12 protein-coding genes are annotated in these 13,958 nt (G+C 68.9%); 8 read left to right on the top strand and 4 right to left on the bottom strand.

All coding sequences use genetic code 11. The features are described 5' to 3' along the window. The first annotated feature begins 169 nt into the window (after positions 1-169). Genes LRA89_RS06240 through LRA89_RS06230 form a run of 3 tightly spaced genes read left to right on the top strand, consistent with a single transcriptional unit; the run spans position 170 to position 6,033 of the window. Positions 170-1,390 (top strand): efflux RND transporter periplasmic adaptor subunit, encoded by a 1,221-nt coding sequence (locus LRA89_RS06240; protein ID WP_230769443.1) that lies wholly within the window; start codon positions 170-172, stop codon positions 1,388-1,390. 3 nt (positions 1,391-1,393) lie between these two features. Continuing rightward, positions 1,394-4,567, top strand: a complete 3,174-nt coding sequence (locus LRA89_RS06235) for a multidrug efflux RND transporter permease subunit (protein WP_230769442.1) — start codon at positions 1,394-1,396, stop codon at positions 4,565-4,567. Continuing rightward, entirely contained in the window at positions 4,564-6,033 is a 1,470-nt protein-coding gene (locus LRA89_RS06230) for an efflux transporter outer membrane subunit (RefSeq protein WP_230769441.1), read from the top strand. The genes LRA89_RS06235 and LRA89_RS06230 overlap by 4 nt, the downstream gene beginning before the upstream one ends. Before the next feature lie 480 nt (positions 6,034-6,513). On the opposite strand, the gene LRA89_RS06225 is transcribed toward LRA89_RS06230, so the two are convergent. Further along, positions 6,514-7,035 (bottom strand): hypothetical protein, encoded by a 522-nt coding sequence (locus LRA89_RS06225; protein ID WP_230769440.1) that lies wholly within the window; start codon positions 7,033-7,035, stop codon positions 6,514-6,516. 49 nt (positions 7,036-7,084) lie between these two features. Then, entirely contained in the window at positions 7,085-7,798 is a 714-nt protein-coding gene (locus tag LRA89_RS06220) for a hypothetical protein (RefSeq protein ID WP_230769439.1), read from the bottom strand. A gap of 132 nt (positions 7,799-7,930) precedes the next feature. Here LRA89_RS06220 and LRA89_RS06215 point away from each other — a divergent pair, with 132 nt between their 5' ends. Continuing rightward, a complete protein-coding gene (locus LRA89_RS06215; protein WP_055761280.1) occupies positions 7,931-8,152 on the top strand; it encodes a hypothetical protein in 222 nt (73 codons plus the stop codon). Between the two features lie 4 nt (positions 8,153-8,156). Then, the gene (gene rarD / locus LRA89_RS06210) at positions 8,157-9,056 is read left to right on the top strand and encodes an EamA family transporter RarD (RefSeq protein WP_230769438.1); all 900 of its coding nucleotides are present in this window, start codon (positions 8,157-8,159) and stop codon (positions 9,054-9,056) included. Here rarD and LRA89_RS06205 read toward each other — a convergent pair. Continuing rightward, on the bottom strand, positions 9,053-9,628 hold the full coding sequence (locus tag LRA89_RS06205) for a glycine zipper 2TM domain-containing protein (protein ID WP_230769437.1): 576 nt from the start codon (positions 9,626-9,628) through the stop codon (positions 9,053-9,055). The two genes, rarD and LRA89_RS06205, sit on opposite strands and share 4 nt — an antisense overlap. Before the next feature lie 96 nt (positions 9,629-9,724). Continuing rightward, a complete protein-coding gene (locus tag LRA89_RS06200) occupies positions 9,725-10,549 on the bottom strand; it encodes a class I mannose-6-phosphate isomerase (RefSeq protein ID WP_230769436.1) in 825 nt (274 codons plus the stop codon). Between the two features lie 94 nt (positions 10,550-10,643). On the opposite strand from LRA89_RS06200, the gene LRA89_RS06195 reads away from it, so the two are divergent. From LRA89_RS06195 to LRA89_RS06185, 3 genes are all read left to right on the top strand, one after another. Further along, entirely contained in the window at positions 10,644-11,606 is a 963-nt protein-coding gene (locus LRA89_RS06195) for an outer membrane protein assembly factor BamD (protein WP_230769435.1), read from the top strand. A 376-nt stretch (positions 11,607-11,982) separates the two neighbouring features. Continuing rightward, positions 11,983-13,647, top strand: a complete 1,665-nt coding sequence (gene recN / locus LRA89_RS06190; protein ID WP_230769434.1) for a DNA repair protein RecN — start codon at positions 11,983-11,985, stop codon at positions 13,645-13,647. Beyond that, the gene (locus tag LRA89_RS06185) at positions 13,644-13,958 is read left to right on the top strand and encodes a hypothetical protein (RefSeq protein WP_230769433.1); all 315 of its coding nucleotides are present in this window, start codon (positions 13,644-13,646) and stop codon (positions 13,956-13,958) included. The genes recN and LRA89_RS06185 overlap by 4 nt, the downstream gene beginning before the upstream one ends.

The raw sequence follows: 13,958 nt of genomic DNA, 5'->3' as shown, positions 1-13,958 counted from the left end.
CGATGGACGGTCCCAAGAACGGTACGCCCCGCGCGACAATTTGCGACAACTCCCGCATTGCGCGGGAACCGATCGGGCGTAAGACAGGAGGCCAATGCAACTTTCGGACGACCGGCCGGCTCGCCGCCCGGCGCGTCCGCGCCGACCTGTTCTCCTGAAGGTGCCCGCCTTGATCCGACTGCCCGCGTGCCCGCGCGTTCGCCCGCCCGTCGCCGGGCTGGTCCTGCTCCTGTCGCTCGCTGCCTGTGGCGCGAAGGACGAGTCCGCCGACAGCAAGGGCAAGGGCAACAAGGGCCCGACGACGGTCGGCTTCGTCGTCGTCCGCCCGACCAGCGTCGCGCAGACCACCGACCTTGCCGCGCGCGTCGTTGCCTATCAGCAATCCGAAGTCCGCCCGCAGGTCGCCGGCATCATCCGCCGCCGCTTCTTCACCGAAGGCGCGCTGGTCCGCGCCGGGCAGACGCTCTACGAGATCGACCCACGCCTTTATCGCGCGCAGACAAACGAGGCGCTCGCCAACCTCAACAGCGCCCGCGCCAATGCCGAGGCGAGTCGCATCCGCGCCGAGCGATACCGCCCGCTGGCGGAGATCGAGGCGGTCAGCCGCCAGGACTATACCGACGCCGCCGCCCAGGCGCGGCAGGCGGCGGCGGCGGTCGAACAGGGTCGCGCGCAGTTAGAAACGGCGCGGGTGAACCTGTCGTTCACCCGCGTGCCCGCCCCGATCACCGGCCGCATCGGCCGCAGCTATTTCACGCAGGGCGCGCTTGTCACCACCGGACAGGCCGATCCGCTGGCGGTGATCCAGCGGCTCGATCCGATCTTCGTCGACATCCAGCAATCGAGCGCCGACCTGCTGGCGCTGCGTCGTTCGCTCGCCGGCGGTGGGGTCGTTCCCGGATCGGCGGCGGTCCGCCTGCAACTGGAGGACGGCAGCACCTATGGCGCCACCGGCACCGTCCAGTTCGCCGAGGTGATGGTGAACGCGCAGACCGGCACCGTCACGCTGCGCGCGCGCTTCCCCAATCCGAACGGCATCCTGCTGCCCGGCATGTTCGTGCGCGCACAGTTCGCGCCCGCGATCAACCAGCGCGCGATCCTCGTGCCGCAACAGGGGCTGAAACGCGATCCCAAGGGGCAGGCGACGGTGTTCGTCGTCGGCCCGAACGACACGGCGGTGCAAAAGGTCGTGCAGGCCGAACGGACGCAGGGCGAATATTGGGTCGTGACCGGCGGCCTCAACCCCGGCGACAAGGTGATCGTGCAGGGCACCGCGAACCTGCGCCCCAATGCGAAGATTAAACCGGTCCCGGCCAGCGCCGCACAACGCATCGCGCCGCCGCAGGGCGATCAGGGCGGTAACAGCGCCGCCCCCGCAAAGGCCGGATAACCGATGTCACGCATCTTCATCGACCGCCCGATCTTCGCATGGGTGATCGCGATCATCACGATGCTGGCGGGGATCGGCGCGATCCTGTCGCTGCCGATCGCGCAATATCCCGACGTCGCCCCACCGCAGGTCAACATCCGCGCGACCTATCCCGGCGCAAACGCCGATACGATCCAGAATTCGGTGACGCAGATCATCGAACAACAGCTCACCGGCATCGACGGCCTGCTCTATTTCAGTTCGCAAAGCTCGTCGCGCGGACAGGTGACGATCAGCGCCACCTTCGACAAGGGCGTCGACCCCGACATCGCGCAGGTGCAGGTCCAGAATCAGGTGCAGCAGGCGCTCAGCCGCCTGCCGCAGCAGGTGCAGCAACAGGGCATCCGCGTCACCAAATCGAATCCCGACTTCCTGATGATCGTCGGCATCTTCGACGAAACCGATCAACGCACCAACGGCGACGTGTCGGATTTCATGGAGGCGAACCTCGTCGAACCGCTCGCGCGGATCAACGGGGTGGGGGAAACCAACGTGTTCGGGTCGCAATATGCGATGCGCATCTGGCTCGATCCGTCGCGGCTCGCCTCCTATGCGCTGATGCCCGGCGACGTCATCACCGCGATCCAGAACCAGAATACCGAAGTGGCGGCGGGCGAGCTGGGCGGCCAGCCCTCCGGCCCCGAACAGCAGTTGAACGCCACCGTCACCGCCCAGTCGCGCCTCCAGACCCCGGCGCAGTTCCGGGCGATCATCCTCAAGACCCTGCCCGATGGCGCGACCGTGCGCCTGTCCGACGTCGGCCGGATCGAGCTGGGGCAGGAGAATTACGCGGCCTTGAGCCGGGTCAACGCCCACCCCGGCGCAGGCCTCGCCATCAGCCTCGCGCCGGGTGCCGACGCGCTGGAGACGGCGGAACTGGTCAAGGCCGAGGTCGAGCGCCAATCGGCCAAATTCCCCACCGGCTTGACCTTCGCCTATGCCAACGACACCACCGCCTTCATCGAACTGTCGATCGAGGAAGTGGTCAAGACGCTGGTCGAGGCGGTGATCCTCGTCGTCATCGTCATGTTTGTGTTCCTGCAAAGCTGGCGCGCGACGCTCATTCCGACGATCGCGGTGCCGGTGGTGCTGCTCGGCACCTTCGCGGTCTTCTATCTCGCTGGCTTCTCGATCAACACGCTCACGCTGTTCGGCCTCGTCCTCGCCATCGGCCTGCTGGTCGACGACGCGATCGTCGTGGTCGAGAACGTCGAGCGGCTGATGGAGGAGAACCCCGACCTCACCCCGCGCGACGCGACGATCCAGTCGATGCAGGAAATCCAGGTCGCGCTGGTCGCGATCGGGATCGTGCTGTCGGCGGTGTTCCTGCCGATGGCGTTCTTCGGCGGCTCGACCGGCGTGATCTACCGGCAATTCTCGGTCACGATCGTCGCGGCGATGGTGCTGTCGGTGTTTGTCGCGCTCATCCTCTCACCCGCGCTCACCGCGACGCTGCTGAAACAGAAGAAGCGTGGCGAGGACGGCAGCTTTGAGGGCGGCTGGCTCGAACGCAAGCTGCCGCGCGTCGCGCATGTCGGCGAACGGTTGCGCAATGGCTTCAATTCGCGCTTCGACAAGGGCATCGACAAATACGAACGCGGCGTGATCCACGTTATCGACCGCAAATGGCTCTATCTGCTGATCTATGCCGGGGTGCTCGCCATCCTCGCGCTGCTGTTCTTCCGCCTGCCGACCAGCTTCCTGCCGACCGAGGATCAGGGCGCGGCGTCGATCCGGTTCCAGTTGCCCGCAGGCTCCACCCGCGGCCGCACCGAAGCGGTGCAGCGCGAGGTCGAGAAATATTTCCTGACCTATGAAAAGAACAACGTCCGCACCCTGCTGGTCGTGGCCGGCGGTGGTGGCGGCGGCGCGTCGGGGCAGAATACGGGGCAGGGGTTCATCAACTTCACCGACTGGTCGCAGCGCAAGGGCAAGGACAATGGCGCCGACGCGATCGTCGATCGCGCGTCGTCCGCCTTTCGCGGCTTCCGCGATGCGCAGGTCTTCGCGCTGCTGCCCCCCGCCGTACGCGGGTTGGGGCAGGCGAACGGCTTCACCATGCAGCTCCAGAACGCCGGCGGCATGAGCGCGGCGCAATTCGCCGAGGCGCGCGACAGGCTGCTCGCCGCCGCCAGCGCCGATCCGATGCTGACCGGCGTGCGCCTGTCCGAATTGCCCGACATCGCGACGCTGAACGTCGACATCGACCAGCAGCGCCTCTCCACGCTCGGGCTGACCCAGGGCGACGTCAACAACACGCTGTCGACCGCATGGGGCGGGCGCTACGTCAACGACTTCATCGATCGCGGCCGGGTGAAGCGCGTGTTCGTGCAGGGCGACGCGCCCTATCGCTCCGAACCCGCCGACCTGTCGCAATGGTTCGTGCGCGGCAGCGACGGGCAGATGGTGCCCTTCTCCTCCTTCTCGCGCACCGGCTGGACCGTCGCGCCGACCACGCTGTCGCGCTTTCAGGGGCTGCCCTCGTTCGAATTCCAGGGACAGGCCGCGTCGGGCGTCAGCTCGGGCGAGGCGATGGAGCGCATTGCCGAACTCGCCGGGCAGATTCCGGGCACCAGCGTCGCCTGGTCGGGCCTGTCGTTTCAGGAACGGCTGTCGTCGGGACAGGCACCGCTGCTCTATGGCCTGTCGATCCTCGTCGTGTTCCTGTGTCTGGCGGCGTTGTACGAAAGCTGGTCGATCCCGGTCGCGGTGCTGCTCGTCATCCCGCTCGGGCTGATCGGCGCGATCGCCTTCGTCACGCTCCGGGGCCTCGAGAACGACGTGTATCTCCAGATCGGATTGCTGACGACGATGGGGCTGGCCGCCAAGAACGCGATCCTGATGATCGAATTCGCCGAACAGGCCGAACGCAAGGGCGCGAGCGTGTTCGACGCGGCAATGCAGGCGGCGCGCATCCGCCTGCGCCCGATCCTGATGACCAGCCTCGCCTTCATCTTCGGCGTGCTGCCGCTGGCGCTGTCGACCGGGGCGGGGGCCAACAGCCGCATCGCGATCGGCACCGCCGTCATCGGCGGCATGCTGACCGCGACCATCTTCGCCATCTTCTACATCCCGCTGTTCTTCGTGCTGGTGCGGCGCGGTTTGCGCGGGTTCGGGCGCAAGGAGGCCACGGCATGAAGCGCCCCGCCCTGCCGTTGATTGCGGCATGCCTCGCCGGCTGTTCGATGACCCCGGCCTATGAACGGCCGACCGCCGTCGTGCCGCCGTCATGGCCGGTCGGCGACGCCTATCTGCGCCAGCGCGAGGCGAGCCTGCCCGCGCTGAACTTCCAGCAGGTGTTCACCGATCGCCGCCTGCAGACGCTGGTGGAACAGGCGCTGGTCAACAACCGCGATCTTCGCATCGCCGCCGCCAACATCCGCGCTGCCCGCGCGCAATATCGCATCCAGCGCGCCGACCTGTTCCCGCAGGTCGATGCCTCGGCGCGTTACAGCTATCGCGGCACCGGCGCGGGGGCCACGACCACGTCGGGCACCGGCACCGGCACCGTCGTCAACGGCGGCGGTTCGCCCAGCAGCTTCGCGCTCGACCTTGGCGCCACCGCGTTCGAACTCGACCTGTTCGGCCGCATCCGTTCGCTGACGCAGGCCGAACAGAACCGCTATTTCGCGACCGAAGCCGGCGCCCGTGCCACCCGCCTGACCCTCGTCGGCGACATCGCCGAGGCATGGGCATCCTATGGCGCCGACCGCAGCCTGATGACCATCGCCGAGGCGACGGCAGCCAGCGCCACGCGCAGCGTCACGCTCACCCGCGCCCGGTTGCAGGGCGGCGTCGCCCCGCGCACCGATCTGCGTCAGGCCGAACAGATTCTCGCCACCGCGCAGAGCGACCTCGCCGAACAGCGCACGCAACTGGCGCAGGATGTCAACGCGCTGCAACTGCTGCTCGGCACCCCGGTCGATCCCGCGCTGCTCCCGCCGTCGATCGATGCCGTCCTGCCGACCATCGCCGATCTGCCCGCCGGCATCGATTCGGGGATATTGCTGCGCCGCCCCGACGTGGTGCAGGCCGAGTACGAACTGCTTGCCGCCAATGCCGACATTGGTGCTGCGCGCGCCGCGCTGTTCCCGCGCCTGTCGCTGACCGGCCTCGTCGGCTTCGCCAGCGACGCGCTGCGCACGCTCTTCACTGGCGGCGCGTTCAGCTATTCGGCGGCACCCTCGCTCAGCTACCCGATCTTCCGGGCAGGGGCGGCCCGCGCCGGTGTCGAATTCAGCACCGCGCAGCGCGACGCGCTCCTCGCTACCTACGAACGCACCATCCAGACCGCGTTTCAGGAAGTCTCCGACGCGCTCGCCCGCCAAGGCACGATCGCCGAACAGACCCGCGCCGACCGGGTCAACGTGGCGGCGGCGCAGGACACCTTCCGCCTAACCGAAGCACGCTATCGCGGCGGGATCGACACCTTCCTCACCAGCCTCGACGCGCAGCGGTCCTATTACACCGCGCAACGCCGGCTGGTCGCGACGCAACTGGTCACGGCGCAGAACCGGGTGACGCTCTACCGCACCTTGGGCGGTGACCAGTTGCTTGAGGCGGGGGCAAGCGGCCCGGTGCCGGTCACGCCGCAACCGCGTTAGGCGGGATCGAAATTCGGCTCTGGCAGGGGAATATACTCTCAAATCCCTGCGTTATCCCCGCGCAGGCGGGGATCCATACACGCCGACGCCGGTGATCGAGCCAGGCCCGCTGCGTCTATGGGTTCCCGCCTGCGCGAGAACGACAAAAGGCATGGCATCGGCCGAAGGTCGATCCACTCTAGGGCCGATCGACATTCAACGAAATGGCTTCCCAATCTGCTCCCCTCCCTGACAAGAGTTTCGGGTCGGTCATGCCCCCGGCATGACCTGAACAGTGCGGGGCACTGTTCACCCGAAACTGGGCTGGGGGTGGGTCGGCCCGAGAGGAAACGGTAGCGCTCCACAACCGGCCCACCCACCCCCAAACCCCTCCCTTGTCAGGGAGGGGAGCCGCCAAGCGCCATCGTCTGGCTGAATGTCGATCGGCCCTAGGACTTCATCCGCCTAACCGGGAACGTCGCCCCAGCGAAGGCTGGAGCCTCAAGCGGCTCTCGTCGCGCACTCGCCCCACGAGATCCCGGCCTTCGCCGGGATGACCTTCGTTGCGAGGTCGCTGGATCCAACCCCGTCCGCCCCCGCCGGGTCATCGTCATTGGCGGCGGCCTTGCGCGCCACCCGCCGCGTCCGCCGCGCGCGGAGCCGGCGCACGCCGAACCGCCGGCCGACCCAATGGCGCAGCGACAGCCCCCGTGCCGCCCCCGCCAGCGCCACCGCCGCCAGCGTAGCCTCGATCAGCGCGGCGGTATCGACCATCGTGAGGAAGGCGAGGATTTCCGGGCTGGCCAGCGCCGACACGATAATCATGTCGCCGCCCATCCACGCCACCGCCCCGACCCCGGCCGACAGCATCAGCGCCAGCAGCCAGTGGCCGATCGTCAACCCGTTCAGGAACCGCGCGACCGGCACGACCAGCAACGCCGCCAGCCACCCGGCGATCGGCAGCCCCGGCCAGCGCAGCAACACCAGCAGACCAATGGCGAAGGCGGCAGTCGTCGTCAGCATAAGTTCCCCCTGCGAAACGACATGGGGAGGCGAGCGGCCGACGTAAAGATCAGCCGCCGTCGACGACCAGATCGACCGACGTGCCGCGCCCCTCGGGCGACAGGAACACCGCATAGGCCGCCGGCCCGCGCGTGCCGCCCAGCACATGCTGCTCGCCCTCGGCCTGATGCTCGGTCGAATAGCCGCCCCCCTTGGCGCGGGTGTAATACCAGTCGACCACCCGCCCGATCGGCTGCGCGATCACGAAGCTGACGATGCGCAGCCGGCAACCATCGGCATCGGTCCCCGCCGCCTCCGTCACCCGCGCGTCTGGATGCAGCGCGAAGGCGGCGGGCAGCCGCGTCGCCCATCCGGCCGAATAGCCGACCTTGGCCGCGCATTGCTTGCTACCACCCTGCTGCACGGCCGCCAGTTCGCCCAGCGTCAGCGCCTCGCGCCCGCCCTTGCACGACGGGCAATCGCCCGCCGCCGGCGCCGATTGCAGCGTTTCGTTCGACGCGCTGCTGCCCGCCGCGACGGTGGGCGCGGGGATCGGCGCGGCATAGGGCCGGTCGGGCGGCCGCACCGCATCGCCATTGGCCTGCGCCGCCAGCGTCGGATCGACCATGATCTGGTCCTGAAGCGCCGCCGTCACCGCCGGGTCGGCCGCGTTCGCCTGCGTCAGCTCGGCGTCGAGCGTGTCGAGATTGGGGTTCGCGTCTTTCGCACCCCCGCACCCTGCAAGCAGCAGCAGGGCCGGAACGAACAGGGCAGGGCGGATCATCGACGGCAAGCTCCCGGACAGGACGCGGCACCTTGATCCCGAAGGATTAAGATCGCGTCGACCGGGTCGTCATGGCCGGGAAAACACGCCCGCGCCATTGCTCTCGGGCGCGAAAGTGACCATGTCCGGGACATGTTGAACATCGTCTCGATCGTCATCGGCCTCATCGCGCTGGTCTTCGCCATTCCCGCGCTGCTTCCGGTCATCTCGCTGCTCAACTGGATCGTGTTTCCGATCGCGCTGGTCGGCTTCGTCGTCGGGCTGCTGTCGTCGCGCACTTCGGGACGCAATCTCAACCTCGTGATCCTGCTCGTCAGCGGTCTGCGCCTGTTCCTGACCGGCGGTCTGATCTGAGCGGATGACCGAAGGCGCGGACCGGCGCGGGCTGGCGTTCGGCGTCGGGGCCTATGTGCTGTGGGGCCTGCTGCCCCTGTATTTCAAGCTGCTGGGACCGATCGACGCGGGCGAGATCGTCGCGCAGCGCGTGCTGTGGTCGGCGCTGCTGGTCGCGGCGCTGGTCGTCGCCACCCGGCGCGGTGCCGCCCTCCGCCACGCCTTCGCCGACCGCCGCGCGCTGCTCAACCTCATCGCCAGCGCCGGCTTCATCGCGATCAACTGGCTGGTCTATGTCTGGGCGGTGCTGCACGGACAGGTGCTGGCGGCCAGCCTCGCCTATTTCCTCAATCCGCTGCTCAACGTCCTTCTCGGTGTCCTGCTGCTCGGCGAACGGATGAACCGGGTACAGGCGGTGGCGATCGCGCTGGCCGGGGCTGGCGTCGCGCTGTTCGCCGCCGGATCGTCGCTGGCGGCACTCGGCATCAGCCTCAGCCTCGCGGTCAGCTTCGCGCTCTATGGCCTGATCCGCAAGACGGTGTCGGTCGGCGCGCTCGAAGGGCTGATGGTGGAGACGACGCTGCTCGCCCCCGTCGCGCTCGGCTATCTGCTGTGGCTCGGTCACGGCGAGCCGCTCGCGTTCGAATCGAGCCGGGGCATGGCCGGGCTGCTGGTGCTGGCAGGCGCGGTGACGACCGCGCCGCTGCTGCTCTTCGCCGCCGCCGCGCGCCGCCTGCGCCTCGCGACGATGGGCATGTTGCAGTTCCTCGCCCCCTCGATCCAGTTCGCCTTGGCGATCACCGTGTTCGGCGAGGTGCTGACCCCGGTCCGCATGGCCTGTTTCGCGCTGATCTGGGCGGGCCTCGCGGTCTATGTCGTCGGCGGATTGCCGGGGCGGCGCAAGACCGCCCCGGAAAGCCTTTAACGGCAGACCACCTGCTGGCGATCGACCGACCGGCCGAGCAACGCCCCGCCCGCACCGCCCAGCAGCGTACCGAGCAGCCGCGAATCACCACCCGCGATCACGTTGCCGAGGACGCCGCCGCCCAGACCGCCGATGATGAGGCCGGTCGTCCCGTCGCTGCGCCGACAGTAATAGCGGCCGTTCTGCCCGCGATAGACCCGGTCGTTGCGCGACAGCGAACGCGGCTGATAATAGCGGCCGTCGCGGTAATAGCGGTCGGCGAAATAGCGGTTCTGCCCGCCCTCGAACCGGTTGTAGTTATAGTTGCGATACTGGCGCCAGTCGCGCTGCCCATCGCGTCGGTCGTCGCGCAGGTCGCGGCGGGCATCGCGCACGTCGTCGCGATACTCGCGGCGTGCCTCGCGCACGTCGCGCGGCGAATCCGCCCGGCGGACGTCACGGCGATAATCGCGTCGCGCATCGCGCAGGTCTTCGCGATATTCCTGACGCGGCGTCTGCGCCATCGCCGGGGCAGCGCCCAGCACCGGCAGGGTCACGGCCGCGACCAGCGCGGCAAGGATCGGGGTACGCATCGTTCTCGCTCCAACACAATGGATGATGGCAGCAAGAACGGCGCGTCCCCCGGACAGGTTGCGTGAACGGAAAACTACACCCCGTTCATTTTGAAGTCAGGCGTAATGTTCGCCCGGATAGGCGAACAGCAGATCGGCATCTTCGCCAATCCTTACCGATACTTCGCCCTCGAAGATCAGGCAGTCGCCCGCCGCCCACGCCACGCCGTCGGCCTCGCCCGACCCCGTCACCGGCACGAACCAGCCCTTGGTCCCCGCCGGCACGGTCACGGTGCGATCGCCGCCGCTCCACCGCTCCAGCACGAACTTCGGCCCGTCGACCAGAATGGTGCGATCCGCCGCGATCTTGCCCGGCGCGTCCGGGGCGACGAACGGCCGCGCGTCGGACACCGCGACCCCGTCGTCCAGATGCAGCTCGCGCGGCCGGCCGTAATCGTACAGGCGATAGGTCGTCTCGGAATTCTGCTGGATTTCGATCAGCGTGATCCCCGCGCCGATCGCATGGACCGTGCCCGACTTGGCGTAGAAGAAATCGCCCGGCTTCACCGGCTTCCAGTCGAGCTTGTGCTCGATCGACCCGTCGAGCGCCGCGTCCTTCAACTGTTCGGCGGTCATCGGTTCGAGCGTGCCCAGCGCGATCGTCGAATCAGGTTCGGCGGCCAGCAGCGTCCAGCATTCGTCCTTGCCGCGCGGCAGGCCGCGGGCATGCGCCTGATCGTCGTCGGGGTGGACCTGCACCGACAGTTTTTCGGACGTGAACAGATATTTGACCAGCAGGTCGGGCGTGTCGTCGCCCGGCGTCTTGTACCAGATCTCGCCGACCGGATCGGCCCCTTCGGGCTGATCCGCGAAGCCGAAGCCCAGCTTGTGACGCCCCCAGGGCTTTTCGACGCGGTGCATTTCCAGCTTGGTGACGGGCACGGATTTCGTCCTTTTCAGGGGGGCTATGGGTCGCTGTGCCCCATGCGCGAAAGGGACTGTTCGCGCTACCCCTTGCGCAGTAGAAGCCTAGCCCATGCGTATCGTTCCGTTCCGCGCCTCCGCGCTCGTCCTCGTCGCCATCGCCGGTGCCGGCCTGTCGGGCTGTGCCCGGGGCGGGGCCGGCGCCGGCCGCGACCTTCCCTATGTCGCGCGCGACGTGGGCACGCTCTACACCGCCGCCAAGAGCCGGCTCGACCGGCGGCAGTACAAGGTCGCCGCCGCGCTGTTCGACGAGGTCGAGCGTCAGCACCCCTATTCGGTCTGGGCACGCCGCGCGCAGTTGATGGGCGCGTTCAGCTATTATCTCGACGCCGATTATACCAAGGCGATCGCCGGCGCGCAGCGCTTCCTGTCGGTCCACCCCGGCAACCGCGACGCGCCCTATGCCTATTATCTCATCGCGCTGAGCTATTACGAACAGATCAGCGACGTGACCCGCGATCAGAAGATCACGATGCAGGCGATGGATTCGCTCGGCGAACTCTCGCGCCGCTATCCCTCCACGCCCTACGCCGCCGATGCCCGGCTCAAGCTCGACCTCGTGCGCGATCACTTGGCGGGCAAGGAAATGGAGATCGGCCGCTTCTATCAGCAGCGTGGCCAGTGGCTCGCCGCGCAGGTCCGCTTCCGCTCGGTGGTCGACCAGTATCAAACGACGACCCACGCGCCCGAGGCGCTGATGCGCCTCACCGAAACCTATCTCGCGCTGGGCGTCCCCGGCGAAGCCAAGAAGTCGGCCGCCGTGCTCGGCGCCAACTATCCCGGCACCGACTGGTATCAGCGCGCCTATGACCTGATCGGCGACAAGACCCCGCCGCCGCCCAAGCCGATTCCGATCCGCGCCGCCCCGCCGCCCCCGCCCTTGAAGGGCACGGTGACGGTCGAACCGGGCGATGCCCCCGATGCGACGATCGCCCCGCCGGTCGGCACCACCGCCCCGCCTGCCACCCCGCCGGCCAGCACCCCTTCGCCGAACGGACCCACCGGCGGCAACTGACGACGGCTTGGGGGAGGACGGGGCATCCCGGGCGGCCCATGTCACACGCTACCGCCCGGTAGTTTTTGGGCCGATCGACTGCGATACCCCCTGCCGTCACCCCGGACTTGTTCCGGGGTCTACGGTGCGGCGATCGGTGCGATTTGAGGCGCAAGTGACACCGTCTGCGGCGTGGTGGACCCCGGAACAAGTCCGGGGTGACGATCGGCAGGCGGCCCGCGAGCCCGGAAACGACCACCCCCCCCGCCAGTAATGTGGTACTATCTGCCGACCCCGCCCGGCGCGCGCTGCGCGATGGCTCGGGGCCACACCGCTTCACCACCGCCCACAAAGCCATTTGTTCTTGGACTGTTCTTGGCGTAAGGGTGGCGGCGCGATGCTGATTGCCCTTTCCATCCGCGACGTGGTGCTGATCGAGGCACTCGACCTCGATTTCGCGCACGGCCTTGGCGTGCTGACCGGCGAAACCGGGGCGGGCAAGTCGATCCTGCTCGACGCGCTCGGCTTGGCACTCGGCGGGCGCGGCGATACCGCGCTCGTCCGCCACGGCGCGAAACAGGCCGCCGTCACCGCCACCTTCGCCGTCCCCGCACCCGGCGGCCCGGTTGCCAAACTGTTCGACGACAACGGCCTCGACCTCGAACCCGGCGAGCCGCTCATCATCCGCCGCATCGTCAAGGCCGATGGCGGCAGCCGTGCCTTCGTCAACGACCAGCCGGCCTCGGCCGGGCTGCTCCGCGATCTTGCCCCCCATCTGGTCGAGATCCATGGCCAGCACGACGATCGCGGCCTGCTCAACCCGCGTGGCCACCGCGCGCTGCTCGACGGTTTCGGCCGGATCGACACCGCCCCCGTCGTGCAGGCCTATCGCGACTGGCGCGCCGCCGACGCCGCGCTCGCCGCCGCCCGCGCCGAGATCGAGGTGGCGCAGCGCGACCGCGACTGGCTCGAACACGCCGTCGCCGAACTCACCGCGCTGGCCCCCGAATCGGGCGAGGAGGCGACGCTGGCCGAGCGCCGCCGCGACATGCAGCGCGCCGAAAAGGTCGCGGGCGATCTCACCCAGGTCGACGACCGGCTGGAGGGCGCACAGGGCGCGCTCTCGGTCCTCCGGCAAGCGGCGCGCGGCCTCGAACGCATCGCCGACGCGCATCCGGCACTCGGCGAATCGCTCGCCGCCGTCGACCGCGCGCTGATCGAGGCGGATGCCGCCGCCACGGCGCTGCGCGAAGCTAGCGACGCGCTTGCTTATGACGCCGGCGCACTGGAGGAGGACGAGGCCCGGCTGTTCGCGCTGCGCGGTGCCGCGCGCAAGCACCGCGTCCAGCCCGACGATCTGGCCGTCCTCGCCGGCGATCTCGCCGCACGCCTCGCACTGCTCGAATCAGGCGAGGCCGGGATCGGCGCGCTGGAGGCAAAGGTCGCGCAGGCGCGCGAAACCTATGTGAAGCGCGCCGACCGCGTCGGCAATGCCCGCGTCGCCGCCGCGAAACGACTCGACAAGGCGGTGGCGGGCGAGCTCGACCCGCTCAAACTGGGATCGGCGAAGTTCCGCAGCGTCGTCGTTTCGCTCGACGAGGGCCAATGGTCGGCGGCGGGCCGTGACCGGGTGGAGTTCGAGATCGCGACCAACCCCGGCGCGCCCTTCGCCCCGCTCGCCAAGATCGCGTCGGGCGGCGAACTCTCGCGCTTTATCCTCGCCTTGAAGGTCGCGCTCGCCGAAGAGGGCGGGGCGGCGACGATGATCTTCGACGAGATCGATCGCGGGGTCGGCGGCGCGGTCGCCTCGGCGATCGGCGAGCGCCTCGCCCGCCTCGCCACCGCCAAGCAGTTGCTGGTGGTGACGCACAGCCCGCAGGTCGCGGCGCGCGGCAACCGCCACCTGCTGATCGCCAAGCGCCACGACGGCACCGTCACCCGCACCGGCGTCCGCCCCCTCTCCACCGACGAACGCCGCGAAGAGATCGCGCGCATGCTCTCGGGCGCCGAGATCACCGACGAAGCCCGCGCGCAGGCACTCCGCCTCCTCGAACCGGCGTGACCGCACCGCCACGCACGCCAGACGACCGCTACATCGTCGTAAAGGGCGTGCTGTGGCGCGCCGCCCGCCCCAACCTTACCGACGACCGCCGCGCCGAACTGGTGAAAGCCCTGATGAACGCCCGCCGCGCGGTCGGCGCGGGCCAGCGCGCAGGCGACGAAGCGGCGGTGCGGCAGGCCCGCGACGCAGTACAGGCGGCCAAGGTGGCGCTGGGCGAACGCGGCGAGCCATGGTGGAACGACGGCGCCCCCGACTGGAACCGCCACAAGGTGGAGAATACGCCCTATGCCGCGTGGTGGGCCGGGCGGTAG

It is taken from the genome of Sphingomonas sp. Leaf4 (assembly GCF_920939515.1).
Classification (GTDB): domain Bacteria; phylum Pseudomonadota; class Alphaproteobacteria; order Sphingomonadales; family Sphingomonadaceae; genus Sphingomonas.
This window is presented reverse-complemented; position numbering and strand designations above follow the sequence as displayed.

What these genes read in the sequence shown, in the direction of transcription:
- LRA89_RS06235 (WP_230769442.1), top strand. Translation starts at nt 1,394, where the DNA reads ATGTCACGCATCTTCATCGACCGCCCGATCTTCGCATGGGTGATCGCG.
- LRA89_RS06230 (WP_230769441.1), top strand. Translation starts at nt 4,564, where the DNA reads ATGAAGCGCCCCGCCCTGCCGTTGATTGCGGCATGCCTCGCCGGCTGT.
- LRA89_RS06225 (WP_230769440.1), bottom strand. Translation starts at nt 7,035, where the DNA reads ATGCTGACGACGACTGCCGCCTTCGCCATTGGTCTGCTGGTGTTGCTG.
- LRA89_RS06220 (WP_230769439.1), bottom strand. Translation starts at nt 7,798, where the DNA reads ATGATCCGCCCTGCCCTGTTCGTTCCGGCCCTGCTGCTGCTTGCAGGG.
- LRA89_RS06215 (WP_055761280.1), top strand. Translation starts at nt 7,931, where the DNA reads ATGTTGAACATCGTCTCGATCGTCATCGGCCTCATCGCGCTGGTCTTC.
- rarD (WP_230769438.1), top strand. Translation starts at nt 8,157, where the DNA reads ATGACCGAAGGCGCGGACCGGCGCGGGCTGGCGTTCGGCGTCGGGGCC.
- LRA89_RS06205 (WP_230769437.1), bottom strand. Translation starts at nt 9,628, where the DNA reads ATGCGTACCCCGATCCTTGCCGCGCTGGTCGCGGCCGTGACCCTGCCG.
- LRA89_RS06195 (WP_230769435.1), top strand. Translation starts at nt 10,644, where the DNA reads ATGCGTATCGTTCCGTTCCGCGCCTCCGCGCTCGTCCTCGTCGCCATC.
- recN (WP_230769434.1), top strand. Translation starts at nt 11,983, where the DNA reads ATGCTGATTGCCCTTTCCATCCGCGACGTGGTGCTGATCGAGGCACTC.